Source organism: Saccharothrix sabaoui (assembly GCF_051756985.1).
Taxonomy (GTDB): Bacteria; Actinomycetota; Actinomycetes; order Mycobacteriales; family Pseudonocardiaceae; genus Actinosynnema.
Map to the genome: position 1 here is coordinate 14,970 of NZ_JBPKJK010000112.1, position 15,481 is coordinate 30,450.

Here is a 15,481-nt window from a genome sequence, read left to right on the forward strand (position 1 = left end):
CCTCGCAACGGAGCGACCATGCCCGAGTTACGCGTGCCCGCGACGGTGCTCGCGCTGGCGACCGCGCTGTCACCGGTCGTCGCGCCGGCGGCCGGTGCCGCCCCGGCCGCCGCGCCCGCCCCGCTCTCCGTCGTGGTCGCCGAACTGCCCGGCCTGCCCGGCTGGTCGACGCACCGCGTGACCGGCCTCAACGACCTCGGCCAGGTCGTCGGCACCGCCTACGGCAACGGCGTGCCGCACGCCGTGCTGTGGTCGCCGGGCGGCGCGGCCACCGACCTCGGCACGGGCCTGCCCGCCGCGATCAACCGGCGCGGCCAGGTGCTCGGCGCGGTGCCCGTCAACGGCGCTGGGCCGTACGTGCAGAAGGCGAAGACCTGGTCCGGCGGCCGGGAGACCGACCTGACGCCGCCGGGCGCGGGCTGGGTGGTCGCGCAGTCGATCAACAACCACGGCGCGGTGCCGATGACGTACTCCCCCTCGCCGGCGAGCCACCACCAGGAGCGGGCGGCGGTGTGGCGGAACGGGCAGCACGTGCCGCTGCCGCTGCCCGGCGCCCACCTGTCGCTGGACGCGGTGAACGACGCGGGCGTCGTCGTCGGGACCAGGACACCGGTGGCCGGGGAGCCGTACGCGTTCCGCTGCGCGACGACCTCCTCGTGCGCGCCGCTGGCCGCCGCGCCCGGCACCGGCTCGTACTCGGTGGAGTCGGTCAACGAGGCCGGCGTGGTCGTCGGCAACCGCTACCCGCGCGCCCTGCGCTGGGCGGGCGACGCGGTGACCGTGCTGGCCGAGGAGGGCGGCGTGGCCGCCGGTCCGCAGGCGCTCAACGAGCGCGGCGACGCGGTGGGCTGGTCGGTCGTGGACGGCGTCAGCCGCGCCGTGCTGTGGCCCGGCGACGGCAAGCCGGTCGTGCTCGGGGTGCCCGGCCCGGCGGAGGCGGTCGCGGTCAACGAGCGCGGCGACGTCGTCGGCTGGACGTCGGCCGACGACCCGGACGCGCCCCGGGCGTTCCTGTGGCGAGACGGGCGGGTCACCTACCTGGGGTCGCTCGGCGGCGCGCACAGCCTGCCGGTGGCGATCAACGAGCGGGGCGTCGTGGTCGGCGAGAGCACCGCGGCGGACGGAACGCTCAAGGCGGTGCGCTGGACCCCGGTCGCGACCGCGCCGATCCGCTGACCCCCTTCTCCCGCTTCCGCCCTCCTCTCCTCCGCTCGGCCTTCCCGCACCCGCCTCCCGCACCCCCCTCCCGCACCCGGCTTTCCGCACTGGAGCGACCATGCCCCCGTCACGCGCGTCCGCCACCGTCCTGGCCCTGGTGACCGCCCTCCCCCTGATCACCGCCGCGGCCCCCGCACCCGCCGCACCCACCACCGTCGCCGCCGTCGAACTGCCCGGCCTGCCCGGTCAGCCCTCGCACCGCGCCACCGCCGTCAACGACCTGGGCCAGGTCGTCGGCCAGGCCGAGGGCGACGGCCCGGTGCGCGCCGTGCAGTGGTCGCCGGGCGGCGCGATCACCGACCTGGGGCCGGGCCTGCCCACCGGGGTGAACCAGCGCGGCCAGGTCGTCGGCATGCGGGCCAGGCGGGACCTCGGGCCGTACGCGCAGCACCCGCGGATCTGGTTCGCGGGCGGCGGCACCGACATCACGCCGCCCGGCTCCGGGTGGGTGATCACCTCCGCGATCAACGCGCACGGCGACGTGCCGATGACGTACTCGACCTCCCCGTACGGGTACCACCAGGAGCGGGCGGCGGTGTGGCGCGGCGGCGTGCACGTGGTGCTGCCGATGTCCGGGCCGCACCTGTCGCTGAGCGCGATCAACGACGCCGGCGTGGTCGCCGGGTCGCGCACCCTGCCGTCCGGCGCCGACTTCTCCGCGTTCCGCTGCGTCGGCACGACGTGCACGCGCCTGGCCGACGCCGAGGGCTACGGCGCGTACTCGGTGGAGGCGGTGAACGAGGCGGGCGCGATCGTCGGCAGCCGGGGCACGGTGGCGCTGCGCTGGGAGGGCGACGCGGTGACCGTGCTGTCCGCCGACGGCCGGGTGGCGCACGGTGAGCAGGCGTTGAACGAGCGCGGCGACGCGGTGGGCTGGTCGGTGGTGGACGGCGTGCGGCGCGCCGTGCTGTGGCCCGCCGGGGGCAAGCCGGTGGACCTGGGCGTGCCCGGCCCGTCCGAGGCGGTGGCGGTCAACGAGCGCGGCGACGTCGTCGGCTGGACGTCGGCGGCGGACGGCTCGTCGACCAGGGCGTTCCACTGGCGGGCGGGGCGGGTGACCTGGTTGGCGCCGCTGGGCGGCACGGCCGCCTTCCCGATCGCGCTCAACGACCGGGGCGTCGTGGTGGGCGAGAGCACCACGGCGGGCGGCGGGGCCAAGCCGGTCCGGTGGACGCTGCCGTCCGGCGCGCCGGACCTGCACGACCCGCGGTCCGCGGCGACGTCGGGAACTTCCGACGCCGGGTAGCCGACAATGTCGTCGTGGACTGCGACACCTGCCGCGAAGCCCTGTCCGCCCGCCTGGACGGGGAGGCGGAGCCGGCGCCCGCCGCCGAGACCGACGCGCACCTGGCGGGCTGCGCGGCGTGCCGGGCGTGGCAGGACCGCGCCGCGGCCCTGACCAGGTCGCTGCGCCTGCGCCCGGCGACGGCCACGCCCGACCTCGTGGACGCCGTCGTGGCCGCCGCGCCCCCGGTCGTGCGCACGAGGGGCTGGTACCCGCGCGCCGCCCTGGCCGGCGTCGCGGTCGCGCAGCTGACCCTGGGCCTGGCGCAGGTGCTGGGCACGAGCACCGCGGCGGCCCGGGCGGCGGGCCACGGCATCCACGACTCGACGGGCGTCCACCTGTTCAACGAGAGCACCGCGTGGAACCTGGCGCTGGGCCTGGGCCTGCTGTGGGCGGCCCTGCGCCCCCGCGCGGCCATCGGCCTGCTCCCCGTGGTGGCCGCGTTCGTCGCCGTCCTGGCCGCCTTCTCCACCCGCGACCTGATCACCGGCCAGGCCACCGCGACCCGCGTGACGTCGCACGCCATCCTCGTCCTGGGCCTCGCCCTGCTCCTGCTGGTCCACCGCACCCACCGCCGCCCGGACGGCACCGACAGCACGACCCCGCTCCCGACCGCGACTCCGACCGACGGGGCCGCCCCCGCCACCCCGCGCGCCGACCCGGACCCACCGCACCACCCGCGCCTGAGGCCGGTCAGCCACCACCGGGCCGCCTGATCAACCCCGCTCCCCGAACGACCGCCGGAGGTCGAGCTCCTGACGGGCGACGGCGGCCACCGCGGCCCGGTCGGTACCGGGCCGCAACCCCGAGACCAGGTCCTCCACCTCGGTCAGGGCCGCCGACACGGCGTCGAGGTCGGCCGCCGGCAGCTCCCGCGCCGCGGTCGCGAGCGCGATACCGGCGTGGTAGGCGATGAACGGCTGGTCACCGCCGAAGCGCCGGGCCAGCCACGCCACGTGCCGAACGTCGGGCACCACCTGGAGCGCACAGGCGGCGGCCAACCTCCTGCCGCCCGAGTCACTGGCCGTCGTCAGCTCGGCGAGCAGCGGGAACGTCGATCGCGCCATCGTCCGCAGGGTGGAGGCGATCACCTCCATGCGCACGGTGCGCGCCGAACCACCGGGCATGGTCGCGCGCACCCGGTCGTACTCCGCCGCCACCGAGGCCACCAGCTCACGGGCGACGGCGAGGTTCGCGGGCAACACGACTGCGGCGGGCGCGGACGTGCCGCGCAGCATCCTGCCGAGCACGTGGACCAAGTCGAGGCGCAGCTTGTCCGCGAACCGGGCGCGGTCGTCGTAGACGCCGACCAGGCCGAGCTGCTCCAGTTCACGCCTGAACGCGCGGACGGCGGCCCACTGCGCCTCGTCGGGGCCGTCGACCGGCGCCTCGCAGAAGTAGAACAGGATGTGCGCGGGTCGGCGACGGGCCCGCCACCCCGTGTGGGCGGCCCGAAACTCGTGCTCCGTGCCCGATCCGGCGCTCCAGGTCGGCGTGCCGAACCGACTCCACATCATGCCGATGAAAAGGTCGAACTCGGTACCGAGCTGCTCGTCCACCACGCCTTGCGGGTGGCCCGCCAGGTCGGGGTGGGTGTGGGTCTCCCAGCGGATCAGTTCCAACCGGATCTCCCGGTCGACCACCAGGAGGCCCAGGACGGCGTTCAACTCCTCTACCACCCGGCCGCACTGCTCGCGTTCGTCCTGCACGTCCCCCGGCGAGGAGACGAAGATCCTGATCCTGCGCGACGACGTCACCCCGGGACCGTAGGCCACCGGGCCGGCCAGCGGCGCGCCTCACGGTCGGAAGCGGTAGCCGTGGCCCGGGGCGGTGAGGAGGTGGCGGGGGTGGGCGGGGTCCGGTTCCAGCTTGCGGCGCAGTTGGGCCAGGTACACGCGCAGGTAGTGCGTCGCGTCGGTGTGGTTCGGGCCCCACACGCGCGCCAGCAGGTCGTGGGCGCTGACCGGCTCGCCGGCGGCGCGCACCAGGACCTCCAGCAGGCCCCACTCGGTGGGTGTCAGGTGCACCTCGCCGCCGTCGCGGTGGATCTTCTTCGCGGCCAGGTCGACGGTGAACGACGCGGTCAGCACGGGCGGTTCGCCGGACGGGCGCCGGGCCGAGCGCCGGACGGCGGCGCGCACCCGGGCCAGGAACTCCTCCGTCCCGAACGGCTTGGTGACGTAGTCGTCGGCACCCGCGTCGAGGGCGCGCACCTTGGCCGCGGAGTCGAGCCGGGCGGACAGCACGACGATCGGCACGGTGCTGGTGCGGCGCACCTCGGCGATCACGTCGACGCCGTCCGCGTCGGGTAAGCCCAGGTCCAGGACGACGAGGTCGGGCCGCAGCGCGCACTCCCGCAGCGCGCCCGCCCCGTCGGCGGCGGTCCGCACGTCGTAGCCGTGCGCGCCCAGGGTGATCCGCAGCGCCCGCAGGAGCTGCGCGTCGTCGTCGACGACGAGGACGGTGGTCACGACGCGGTGGGCAGCGAGACGACGATGGTCAGCCCGCCACCGGGGGTGTCCTCGGCGGTGATGGTGCCGCCCATGGCCTCGGTGAAGCCCTTGGCGACGCTCAGCCCCAGCCCGACGCCGGGGGTGGCGTCGCGGTCGCCGAGCCGCTGGAACGGCGCGAACACCGCGTCCGCCGTGTTCTTCGGCAGCCCTTGGCCGTGGTCGACGACGCGCAGCTCCACCCGGTCGTGGTGGGCGCTGGCGCGCACGGCGACCTCGGGTTCGTCGAGCGCGATCGTGCCGTCGCCGTCCACGTCGACCGCCCGGCGCGGGGTGAGCCTGCCGTGCCGCAGGGCGTTGTCCACGACGTTGGCCACGACGCGCTCCAGCAGGCCGAGGTCGGCGCGCACGGCGGGCAGCTCCTCCCCCACGTCGACCGACACGGTCCGGCGCTCGTCGATGCCCGCCAGGGCGCGCGCCACGACCTCGTCGAACGTGACGGCGCGCAGCTGCGGCACGACCGCGCCGGTGGCCAGGCGGGACGAGTCGAGCAGGTTGTCGATCAGCCCGGTGAGCCGGTCGGCGGACACCTCGACGGTCTCCAGCAGCTCGGCGGTGTCCTGCGCGGACAGCCTCAGCTCGGCGTCGCGCAGGCTGCCGACGGCGGCCTTGATCGAGGTCAGCGGTGTGCGCAGGTCGTGCCCGACGGCCGACAGCAGGGCGGTGCGCAGCTCGGTGGTCTCGGCCCGCCGCTGGGCCTCGGCGGTCTCGGCGGCCATCCGCTGCTGCCGCAGCGCCATCAGCGCCTGCCCGGCGGCGGCCTCCAGGGCGCGCTGGTCGCCGGCGGGCAGGGTGCGCCCGCGCAGGGCCAGGTGCACGTCGGCGGTGACCGGCACGTCCACGTCCGCCTCGTCGGGTTCGTCGCACGGCTCGGGCCCGACGCACGCCACGCGCTCCCACCCGCCGTCGCGGCGCTCCAGCAGCGCCACGGACTCCAGCCCGAAGTTCTCGCGCACCTTCTCCAGCAGCCGCGCCAGCGGGTACGGGCTGGTCAGCACGGTGCGGGCGTAGGAGGCGAGCAGCGCGGCCTCGGTGCGGGCCCGCGCGCCCTGCTCGCCCAACCGCGCCGCCCGGTCCACGACCAGCGCGACCAGTACGCCCACCAGCAGCATCGCGACGAGCGTGACCAGGTTCTCCGGGGTGGCCACGGCGAGGCTGTAGCGGGGCGCGGTGAAGAAGAAGTTGAGCAGCCCGGCCCCGAGCAGCGCCGCGCCGACCGCCGGCCCGACGCCGCCCACCAGCGCGACCACGACGGTGGCGAGGAAGTAGCCGACGACGTCGGTGGACACCGTCAGCCCGTCGCCCCACAGCAGGTCCAGGCCGGTCATCGCGGCCGGCAGGAGGAGCGCGAGCACCCACCCCAGCAGCGTGCGGGACCGGCTCAGCGCGGTGCCCGCCGCCCGGCGCCGGCGTCCGCGGCGCGCCTCGTCGTGCGTGACCATGTGCACGTCGATGGGCCCGGACGCCTGCACGACGGCCGAGCCGATGCCCTCGTCGACCACGCGGGCCAGCCGCGAGCGGCGCGAGGTGCCCAGCACCAGCTGGGTGGCGTTGACGCCGCGGGCGAACTCCAGCAGCGCGGTCGGCACGTCGTCGCCCACCACGGTGTGGAACGTCGCCCCGAGGTCCTCGGCGGTGCGCCGGGCCCCGCCCACCGAGCGGGGTGACGCGCCGGCCAGCCCGTCGCCGCGCAGGACGTGCACGACCAGCAGGTCGGCCCCGGCGCGCAGCGCGATGCGGCGGGCGCGCCGGATGAGGGTCTCGCTCTCCGGTCCGCCGCTGATCGCCACGACGACGCGTTCGCGGGCCTCCCAGGTATCGGTGATGCGCTGCTCGCTGCGGTAGCGCTGCAGCGCCACGTCGACCTGGTCCGCGACCCACAGCAGCGCCAGCTCGCGCAGCGCGGTGAGGTTGCCGACCCGGAAGTAGTTGCCGAGCGCGGCGTCGATCTTGTGCGCGGCGTAGACGTTGCCGTGCGCCAGCCGGCGGCGCAGCGCCTCCGGGGTCAGGTCGACCAGCTCGACCTGCTCGGCGCGGCGCACGACCTCGTCGGGCACGGTCTCGCGCTGCTCGACACCGGTGATGCGCGCGACCACGTCGTTGAGCGACTCCAGGTGCTGCACGTTGACCGTGGACAGCACGTCGACGCCCGCGTCGAGCAGCTCCTCCACGTCCTGCCACCGCTTGGCGTTGCGCGAGCCGGGCGCGTTGGTGTGCGCCAGCTCGTCCACCACCGCCACCTCGGGCGCGCGGGCCAGCACCCCGTCCACGTCCAGCTCGGCCAGCTCGACCCCCCGGTGCGCGACCACCCGCAGCGGCAGCCGCTCCAGCCCGTCGAGCAGGGCCGCGGTCTTCTCCCGGCCGTGGGTCTCGACCAGCCCGACGACCACGTCGGTGCCCCGCTCGGCGCGCCGGTGCGCCTCCCCGAGCATCGCGAACGTCTTGCCGACACCGGGCGCGGCCCCGAGGTAGATCCGCAGCTCACCGCGCTTGCGCTTGCTGTCCACGCCCCCAGTCTGCTCCCGGTCCCGAACGCCACCTCGACGAGCCGGCCCGAATGCAGCCGGGCCCACCAGTGGTGCGCGGAGAGGTGGCGCATTCCGGCATGATGGCGGAATGCGTTCGGCGGCGACGACACCGCGACCCGTCCGAGGATCATTCGGATTCCGGTGTGCGGTGGTCGGCTGTTCGCTGTCGTCCATTTCTCCGGTTCGACACCCCTGGGGGATTCCGTGGAGCCAAGCGCGTTAGCCGCTTTCGCGTTCGAAGTGCTCAACTCGCGGGGAACGCTCAGATCGGCCCGGGTGCACCTGCACGACGTCGTGGAACTGAGACTCGCGAATTCCCCGGACGCCGCCGCGCCGTGGGCCGAATTCGCGCGCGACGGCCGGGTGTCGCCTGAACTCCTCGCCGTTCTCGCGGTCGCGCTGCGGGACGATGAGCGCTTCGCGGCGAAGGTCGGGGAGCTGGCGAACCGCGCTGCGTGGCGCAAGCGGCTGGTGCCGCGGCGCGACGTGGTGCTCGCCATCGCGGGCGTGGTCGGGGGCGGCCTGGCGGCGGGGGTCGTCAGCCGGCTGGTCAACCCGTCGATCGAGCCGGTCGCGCAGGACGAGGTCACCCGGGCGGAGCAGGCCAAGGCGCGCGCCAAGGGCGTCCTCGGCGTGAAGGCCGTGCCTCAGGTCCGCGCGGACGACGCGTTCGGGTGGGCGTTCGCCGATCCCCTGTCGGACGTCCAGGTGCGGGACATGCTGGCGGTGTCCGGCGAACCCGCCCTGGGCCCGCTCACCGCGACCGCACACCCCGTCTACATCGCGCACCACTACTGGGGCGAGTCGTACAACTTCACCAGGCTGAGGATGACGGTCGTCAACCACTGGCCGAAGCCGGTGCTGATCACCGACATCAGGGCCAAGGTGAAGCGGTCGGCCCCGCTGTCGGGGGCACTGGCGTGGGCCGGCGCGCAAGGCGGTGTCGAAGTGATCGACCTCGCCTTCGACCTGGAGGAGGACGACCCCCAGGCGCGGGTCACCAACGACGATGGCACCCTCGGCGACCCGTGGACGTACGGCGAGAACGTGCAACTGGAACCCGGTCAGACCCAACCGTTCAACGTCGTCGGGCGCGTCACGAAGTCGTACTGCGAGTGGTACCCGGAAATCCACGCCGAGATCGACGGGCAGAAGCAGACCTTCGAGGTGAAGGACGAGGGCGCGCCGTTCGCCACGACGGCTTTCGCGGACCACTACCGGCAGCGCTTCGGGTACCAGGTCAACGGCGGCACCTGGGTCGAGCGCGGCGAGGGCGGGATGTTCCGTTGAAAAGGCGCACGCGCGGAACGGTCGTGCTGGCCACCGGGTTCGTCGTGGGGCTCCTCGTGGGGCTCGCGGTGCTGTGGGAGACGCGGTCGGCGGTGCCAACGCCGGAGCCCTCCACCGGGTGGAGCCCGGTACCCGCCCAGGAGCCGGAGATCGAGGTGGCCGTCGTGGTCGGCGGGCGCGGTGTCGACGAAGGGTGGGTGCTGCTGGCGCCGGAGGCGCTCGCCAGGTCGACGCCGCCCGACGACGTGGTGGACTGCCCCGGCCTCCAGGCGTGGGCGCTGCGGGAGGGCGCGCTGCCCGCCGGCGTCGCGGAGCACACCATCACGTTGTCGGCGAACTACAGCACAACCGTCGAGAGCGTGCACGTACGCGTGTCGCCCGATCCCGCGCCGTACCGGGAAGCCGGGGGTGGGCCCCCCAAGGTCCGATTGGCCTGCCTGCCCCGCCCCGGCGCACAACTGCCGTTTCCCGATCACGACTCGATGCGGCTCAGTGTCCACGACGAGCGGTCGGGCCAACGGTCGACGGTACTGTCCGGACCGCACGAGGTGACGCCCCGGTCCCCGGCTGAGCTGGGCGTAGCCGTGGACCTCACCGGCACATCGGGGCCATACGCCTACCGCGTCGAGGTGGGCATCACGGAGGGGAACGAGTTCCGCGAGGTGCCGGTGAACGGAGGCGGCCCGTTGTTCGCCACCGAGGACGGCGGCGGGATGGGCTACTGGCCGGCGACCGCCACGTGGACGATGAGCCCCACCCGTACCCACAGCTACTGCGGCGCCGTGGAGAACCCCGCCCCGGACGAGGAACCCGTGTGCTCCTGAGCCGGGACGGCGGAAGTGTTCACCCGGAGTTCGACGGTGCGCACCACCGGAACACGTGGCCGACTCACGATACTTCGCTGCGCCGCCGCATGTCCGGGTCAGATCGGAGCACCGCCCCATGTCGCACCACCACCACGGCCACGACCACGAGCACCACCACGAGGAGGCCGACGGGAGCTGGCGCGACGACCGCGACGACCGTCCCCTCTCCGTGGCGCGGCGCGGGTTCCTGGCCGGGCTCGGTGCGGCCGGGATCGCGACCGCGGTCGGCGCGACGCCCGCGCACGCGCACGACGACCGCCCGGCACGCCCGGTCAACCCGTGGGGCGGGCGGGACCGCTGGTACGCGGGCGACCACCACATCCACACCAAGTACTCGTCCGACGGGCAGTACGAGGTGGCGCAGCAGGTCGCGAAGGCCCGGCAGCACGGGCTGGACTGGGTCGTCATCACCGACCACGGCGGGGTGGCGCACGAGAAGTTCTCGATCGACCAGGTGACGCCGGACATCGAGAGGGCGCGCCGCTCGCACCGGGACGTCCTGGTGTACCAGGGCCTGGAGTGGAACATCCCGGGCGCGGAGCACGCCACCGTGTTCCTGCCGCCGGGCCGCTCGACGGTGGACATCCTGCGCGCCTTCGAGGCCGCCTACGACGGTGGCGTGCTGTCCACCCCGGCGGCGCAGGGCGGCAGAGGGCTGATCGCCCGCTCGACGAGCGCGGACGGCGAGCCGTACGCGCTGGCGGCGCTGCGGTACCTGGAGGCGCAGGTGCTGTCCGGCCGCACGGAAATCGCGCTGATGTTCGCCAACCACCCGGCGCGGCGCGGCGTGGACAGCCCGCACGAGATCCGCGGCTGGCGGGACGCGGCGCCGGACGTGGCGGTCGGCATGGAGGGCGCGCCCGGCCACCAGGCGGCGGGCATCGGCACGGCGAACGGCGGGCGCGGCGGTGCCCGGGGCTACTACGACGGCTCGCCGAACCAGGACAGCTTCCCCGGCTTCGCCCCCACGGCGACCGAGAACCCGTACCGCACGTACGGCGGCTTCGACTGGATGACCGCGAAGGTCGGCGGGCTGTGGGACTCGCTGCTCGCCGAGGGCCGGCCGTGGTGGGTCACCGCGACTTCCGACGCCCACCAGGTGCACCAGGACACGTTCAAGCCGGGTCCCGGCGACCACAACACCACCGGCAGCAAGGGCGCCCCTGTCGACACCGGCGTCGAGCAGGTCAACGGCGACTACTTCCCCGGTTTCTACAGCTCCACGCTGGTCGGCGCGAACTCCAAGTCCTACGTGGACGTCATGCGGGGCATGCAGGGCGGCAAGGTCGTCGCCGTGCACGGCCGGATCATCGACGGCCTCAACGTGCGGGTCCGCTCGCTCGGCGAGGGCGACAACCGGGGCGTCACGATCGGCGGTCGCACGTTCGTGCGGCGCGGTGACGACGTCGAGGTCGTCGTCGAGGTGGACCTGGCGCGGGGCGCGAACTTCGGCGGCGTGGTGCCGCGGCTGGCGAAGGTCGACCTGGTCGCGGGTCCGGTCACCGGCCCGGCGGCCGACCGCGACGCGTTCAGCGCGCCGCTGACGAAGGTCGTGAAGACCTTCGAGGTGGCCCGGACGGCACGCGGCACGGTGAAGTTCACGCACGTGTTCCGCAAGGTCGACGGCGCGTTCTACCTGCGGCTGCGCGGGTCGGACGGCAACCGGCTGACCCCCGACGGCAACCCCGTCATGGATGTGATCGGCGACGCCGACCCGTGGTCGGACCTGTGGTTCTACGCGAACCCGGTCTTCGTCGACGTCATCTGATGACCGGCCGGCCCGCGCGCGGCTGGGTCGGCGCCGTGCCCGTGCTCCCCGACGGGCACGGCGCGGCCCACCTGGACGCGCTGGTCCTCGCCGCGATCCCGGGCGCGGACCTCGTGTTCACCCACGTCGACCACCGAGGACCGGTCGCGGTCACCGCGGTCTCGGCGCACGTCACCGGTGACCCGGTGGCGGAGCTGCTGGGCGCGCCGGTGTCCACACCGGACTCCCCCGACTCACCCGGCGCACGCGCGGCCGTCGGTGCGCGTGACCGCACCGACGGTCGCTGCATCCGCTTCCCGGGCCAGGAGGTGCTGATCGGCACGCACCCGGCGGCCGAGGTCGTGGCCCGTTCGGCGATCGACCGGGTCGTGGGCATCGGCGTGCCGGTGGGACCGGCCGACCCGGTGGAGACGCTGGGTTTCCTGCGCCCGGTGTGCCGGGACGGCGAACTGGTGCTGCTCGTGGAACCGGCGGTGGGCGGGGTGCTGCGGCCAGCGGAGTCGGAGAACCCGCACGAGTGCTGCGGCGGCGCGCACTGACCTCCGGGCCCGGTCGGGTGAGGGGGTCGTGGAGGTCCGGTGGAGGTGTCGTGCGGCCGGCGGCCCGACCAGGGCGGCGGGGCTGGCGTCGGGCGGCGTGGAAGACGTGGACGTCCTCGTCGTCGGCGCCGGGGTCGCGGGCCTGGAGACCGCGCGGCTGCTCGCGCTCCAGGGGGTCGACGTGCTGGTGTGCGAACGCCGCGGGCGGCTCGACACCGGTATCCGGACCACGGGCATCTTCGTGCGGCGGGCGCTGGAGGACTTCGCCCTGCCGGAGGACCACCTCGGACCGGCGGTGCGGCGCGTGCTGCTGCACCCGCCGTCGCTGCGCGCGCCGGTCGAGCCGGTCAGCGCGCGACGAGTTCCGCGTCGCCGACATGGCCGGGGTCTGCGCGCAGGCGCTCACCCGCGCGGTCGAGGCCGGCGCGCGGGTGAGCCTGGGCGTGCCGTACCCGGTGAACGAGGTCAGGGCGCGCTTCACCGTCGGGGCCGACGGGGCGCGCTCGACGGTGGCGCGCCGGCTGGGGCTCGACACCAACCGGTGGATGACCATCGGCGTCGAGGAGGTGTCCCCGGTCGCCGGTAGCACGTCCCCGTCGACGTTCCACTGCGTGTTCGACCCGCGGCTCGCGCCGGGTTACCTCGCGTGGGTCGTCGACGACGGCGAGCAGGCGCACGTCGGCCTGGCCGGGCTGCCCGACCGGCTCGTCGCGCCGCTCCCCGGGCTGCTGCGCGCGTTCCGCGACCGGTTCCCCGGCGTGCCCGCGCCCGCCGGGCCGGTGCGCCGCCGGGGCGGGCCGATCCCGGTCGGCGGCGTGCTGCGCCGGATCGCCTGCCCCGGGGGCCTGCTCGTCGGCGACGCGGCCGGCGCGGTGTCCCCGCTGACCGCCGGCGGCCTGGACCCGTGCCTGCGCATGGCCGGGCCGGCCGCCGCCGTCACCGGCGACCACCTGCGCACCGGCGACGCCTCGGTGCTGCGCCACTACGCCGGCGCGGCGCTGCGCGCCCGGTTCCGCACCCGGCTCCTGCTGCGCGGGCTGCTGTCCCGGCTGCGCGAACCGGCCGTGGCCGAGTCCGCGTTCACGGTGCTGCGCACGCCGCTCGGGCGGACGGTGGCGGCCCGCCTCCTGTTCGGCGACGGGTCGTTCCCGGACACCCGCCTCGGCCCCCGGGCGAGGCGGTCGTGAACGGGCTGGGGCTGCGGTCCACCCGCGGTGGGCTCTCCGCAGGGATGTCACCCACCGGATAGAGCACAGTGTGACGGCCGACCGGGCGAGGTCGCCCGACAGGTTGTCACTCACTAGGACGGAGCAGTAACTCAGCGCACACGCCTTTCGACATTCCCCTAGGGGCACGACGGCGTGCCACCCTGAGGAAGGGCGTGAGGACGTTGAGGAAGAGACAGACGGCAGCGGTATCGCTGGTCGCCGTCGTGGCGGTGGTCGCGAGCGGTGCGCAGGCCCTGGCCGTGGACGGCAACCTGCCCGGCGGCACGAGCATCTCGGTGGACGTCGCGAGCCCCGCGCCCGGCACGGTCGTGCCTCAGGGGCCCGTCACGGTGACCGGCACGGCGGCGGTGGGCACGGGCGTCCCGGTGAAGGACACCGCGCTGACCTACGTGGTGGACGTGTCCGGCAGCACGGCCGCGCAGTGCGGGGGGGCAACGATCCTGGACTGCGAGAAGACCGCCGTGGCCAACCTCAACGCGATCGCCGCGGCACCCGACAGCGTGGTCGGCGACGTCGGCGCGGTCGTGTTCGGCTCGAGCGCGGCGACCGTGGACGTCCGGCCCGCCGCCGGCGACCAGCTGCTGACCACCCCCGCCGCCGACGAGAACGGCAACGGCACCCGCGACGTCCAGGAGGCGGTGAGCTCGGCGTTCGCCGGCGGCGTCGCCCAGTTCACCGCCAAGAGCTTCCCCAGCGGCACGAGCTTCGTGCCCGCCGTGCAGTCGGCGACGACCGTCACCGACGCCCAGTCGCAGAACCGCAAGGTCGTGCTGTTCCTGTCCGACGGCTTCGCCTCCGGCGACGTCACCGGCGTGGCGGGCGCGGTGCCCGCGAACGTCGACTACTTCACCTTCGCCGTCGGCCCCGGCTCCGCGTGCAACGGCGGTGACTACAACGCGAGCCTCCAGGCCATCGCCGACCTCACCGGCGGCACGTGCACCGCGGTGCCCGACCCGGCGAACCTGCCGGGCGTCGTGCCGGGCGTCATCGCCTCCCGGCTGACCGACCTCACGCTCACCGTGAACGGCGGCTCGCCCACGGCCGTCACGAACGTCTCCCCCGCCCTGCCGCAGACCGGTCCCGCGCAGGTGTCCTACAGCGCCACCACCGGTGTCCTCACCTCCGGCACGTACCAGCTGTGCGTGACCGCGCGCGGCACCGACGGCGGTGGGCCGGGCACCGTCACCGACTGCACGGACGTGATCGTCAACGACCCGCCGACCGTGCTGCCGGGCGGGCCGTACGCCGGGCAGGAGGGCACGCCTGTCGGCGTCGCCGGCACCGCCACCGACCCCGACGGCCCGTCGCTGACGACGTCGTGGACCGCGACCCCGCTGTCCGGCGTGGACCCCGGGGCGACGTGCGCCTTCGCCGCGCCGTCGAACCCGACCACCACGATCACCTGCGACGACGACGGCGTGTGGACGCTCACCCTCACCGCGTCCGACGGCCTCAACGCGCCCGTCGTGGCGACGACCACGCTGACCCTGACCAATGTCGCGCCGCAGGTGTCGATCAGCTCCCCGGCCGACGGCACGCTCGTGCTGCGCGGCGCGCCGATCACCGTGACCGCGCCGTTCACCGACATCGCGATGCACGACACGCACACCTGCACCGTGGACTTCGCCGACGGCGCCGCGCCGGCGGTGGGCACGGTCGCGCAGGGCGCCGGGTCGGGCACGTGCACCGCGACCCACGCCTACACCGGCGTCGGCGCGCACACCGTGCTGGTCACGGTGACCGACGACGACGGTGGCCGGGCGACCGCGACGGTCCGGCTCGTGTCGCACGTCCGCGCCGAGGCGTGGGGCATCAGCGCCTCCGGCTTGGTCGCGGTGGCGAAGACGCCGCACGCCACGTGCCCGCCGTCGTCGGACCGGACGACCGCGACGGTGACCGTGCCCGGCCTGGCGTCGGTGCAGGCGCTGCACGCCGACTGCTCCCCCGACCCGACCACCGGGCGCACCGACGCGGGTGCGGAGATCTCCTCGGCGAGCCTGCTGGGCGGCGCGGTCACCGTGTCCGACCTGGAGGTGAGCTGCCTCGCCACCGAGGAGGGCCTGAGCACCGGGTCGCGCGTGGGCTCGCTCAACGGCCGACCGATCGGCACCGGTCCGGCCACCGTGGGCATCCCGGGCGTGGCGACCGTGCACCTGAACCAGGAGGTCGTCGGGCCGAACGGGCAGCTCGCGCGGTACGCCGTGCGGGTGGTCACGCTGCTGGGCCAGGAGATCGTCCTGTCCGGCTG

General features: G+C 75.0%; 12 protein-coding genes and 1 pseudogene. 10 read left to right on the plus strand and 3 right to left on the minus strand.

Annotated features, from left to right (window positions below; translation table 11 throughout):
- Window positions 1-18 precede the first annotated feature (18 nt).
- From ACR807_RS28615 to ACR807_RS28625, 3 genes are all read left to right on the plus strand, one after another.
- Window positions 19-1,176 (plus strand): hypothetical protein, encoded by a 1,158-nt coding sequence (locus tag ACR807_RS28615; RefSeq protein WP_438924543.1) that lies wholly within the window; start codon window positions 19-21, stop codon window positions 1,174-1,176.
- A gap of 100 nt (window positions 1,177-1,276) precedes the next feature.
- Window positions 1,277-2,464, plus strand: a complete 1,188-nt coding sequence (locus ACR807_RS28620; protein WP_438924544.1) for a hypothetical protein — start codon at window positions 1,277-1,279, stop codon at window positions 2,462-2,464.
- A 14-nt stretch (window positions 2,465-2,478) separates the two neighbouring features.
- Window positions 2,479-3,219: a zf-HC2 domain-containing protein gene (locus ACR807_RS28625; protein WP_438924545.1), complete on the plus strand. Its 741-nt coding sequence runs from the start codon at window positions 2,479-2,481 to the stop codon at window positions 3,217-3,219.
- Here the strand turns inward: ACR807_RS28625 and ACR807_RS28630 are convergent, their stop codons facing one another.
- From ACR807_RS28630 to ACR807_RS28640, 3 genes are read right to left on the minus strand one after another with little or no spacing between them, the layout of a single operon-like run.
- On the minus strand, window positions 3,220-4,260 hold the full coding sequence (locus tag ACR807_RS28630; protein WP_438924546.1) for a hypothetical protein: 1,041 nt from the start codon (window positions 4,258-4,260) through the stop codon (window positions 3,220-3,222).
- A 39-nt stretch (window positions 4,261-4,299) separates the two neighbouring features.
- Entirely contained in the window at window positions 4,300-4,974 is a 675-nt protein-coding gene (locus tag ACR807_RS28635) for a response regulator (RefSeq protein ID WP_438924547.1), read from the minus strand.
- Window positions 4,971-7,520, minus strand: coding sequence for a DUF4118 domain-containing protein (locus tag ACR807_RS28640; protein WP_438924548.1), 2,550 nt, complete (start codon window positions 7,518-7,520; stop codon window positions 4,971-4,973). Before ACR807_RS28640 ends, ACR807_RS28635 begins: the two co-directional genes overlap by 4 nt.
- Window positions 7,521-7,835: 315 nt before the next feature.
- On the opposite strand from ACR807_RS28640, the gene ACR807_RS28645 reads away from it, so the two are divergent.
- From ACR807_RS28645 to ACR807_RS28675, 7 genes and pseudogenes are all read left to right on the plus strand, one after another.
- Complete coding sequence (locus ACR807_RS28645; protein ID WP_438924549.1) at window positions 7,836-8,831, plus strand: hypothetical protein; 996 nt, start codon at window positions 7,836-7,838, stop codon at window positions 8,829-8,831.
- Window positions 8,828-9,655 carry a hypothetical protein gene (locus tag ACR807_RS28650; protein ID WP_438924550.1) on the plus strand — a complete coding sequence of 276 codons (828 nt, stop codon included), beginning with the start codon at window positions 8,828-8,830 and terminating at the stop codon, window positions 9,653-9,655. The genes ACR807_RS28645 and ACR807_RS28650 overlap by 4 nt, the downstream gene beginning before the upstream one ends.
- Before the next feature lie 118 nt (window positions 9,656-9,773).
- Complete coding sequence (locus ACR807_RS28655; protein ID WP_438924551.1) at window positions 9,774-11,465, plus strand: PHP domain-containing protein; 1,692 nt, start codon at window positions 9,774-9,776, stop codon at window positions 11,463-11,465.
- Window positions 11,465-12,004, plus strand: coding sequence for a hypothetical protein (locus tag ACR807_RS28660; protein WP_438924552.1), 540 nt, complete (start codon window positions 11,465-11,467; stop codon window positions 12,002-12,004). Before ACR807_RS28655 ends, ACR807_RS28660 begins: the two co-directional genes overlap by 1 nt.
- 106 nt (window positions 12,005-12,110) lie before the next feature.
- Window positions 12,111-12,185, plus strand: a pseudogene (locus ACR807_RS28665) (FAD-dependent monooxygenase); the annotation flags it as partial.
- A gap of 196 nt (window positions 12,186-12,381) precedes the next feature.
- Window positions 12,382-13,191 carry an FAD-dependent monooxygenase gene (locus tag ACR807_RS28670; protein ID WP_438924553.1) on the plus strand — a complete coding sequence of 270 codons (810 nt, stop codon included), beginning with the start codon at window positions 12,382-12,384 and terminating at the stop codon, window positions 13,189-13,191.
- Window positions 13,192-13,394: 203 nt separating this feature from the next.
- The coding region (locus tag ACR807_RS28675; RefSeq protein WP_438924554.1) for a choice-of-anchor P family protein at window positions 13,395-15,481 on the plus strand (2,087 nt) is incomplete at its 3' end.

Bases quoted from the DNA above. Each gene is read 5' to 3' on its own strand.
- ACR807_RS28615 (WP_438924543.1), top strand. From the start codon at position 19: ATGCCCGAGTTACGCGTGCCCGCGACGGTGCTCGCGCTGGCGACCGCG.
- ACR807_RS28670 (WP_438924553.1), top strand. From the start codon at position 12,382: ATGGCCGGGGTCTGCGCGCAGGCGCTCACCCGCGCGGTCGAGGCCGGC.
- ACR807_RS28620 (WP_438924544.1), top strand. From the start codon at position 1,277: ATGCCCCCGTCACGCGCGTCCGCCACCGTCCTGGCCCTGGTGACCGCC.
- ACR807_RS28655 (WP_438924551.1), top strand. From the start codon at position 9,774: ATGTCGCACCACCACCACGGCCACGACCACGAGCACCACCACGAGGAG.
- ACR807_RS28660 (WP_438924552.1), top strand. From the start codon at position 11,465: ATGACCGGCCGGCCCGCGCGCGGCTGGGTCGGCGCCGTGCCCGTGCTC.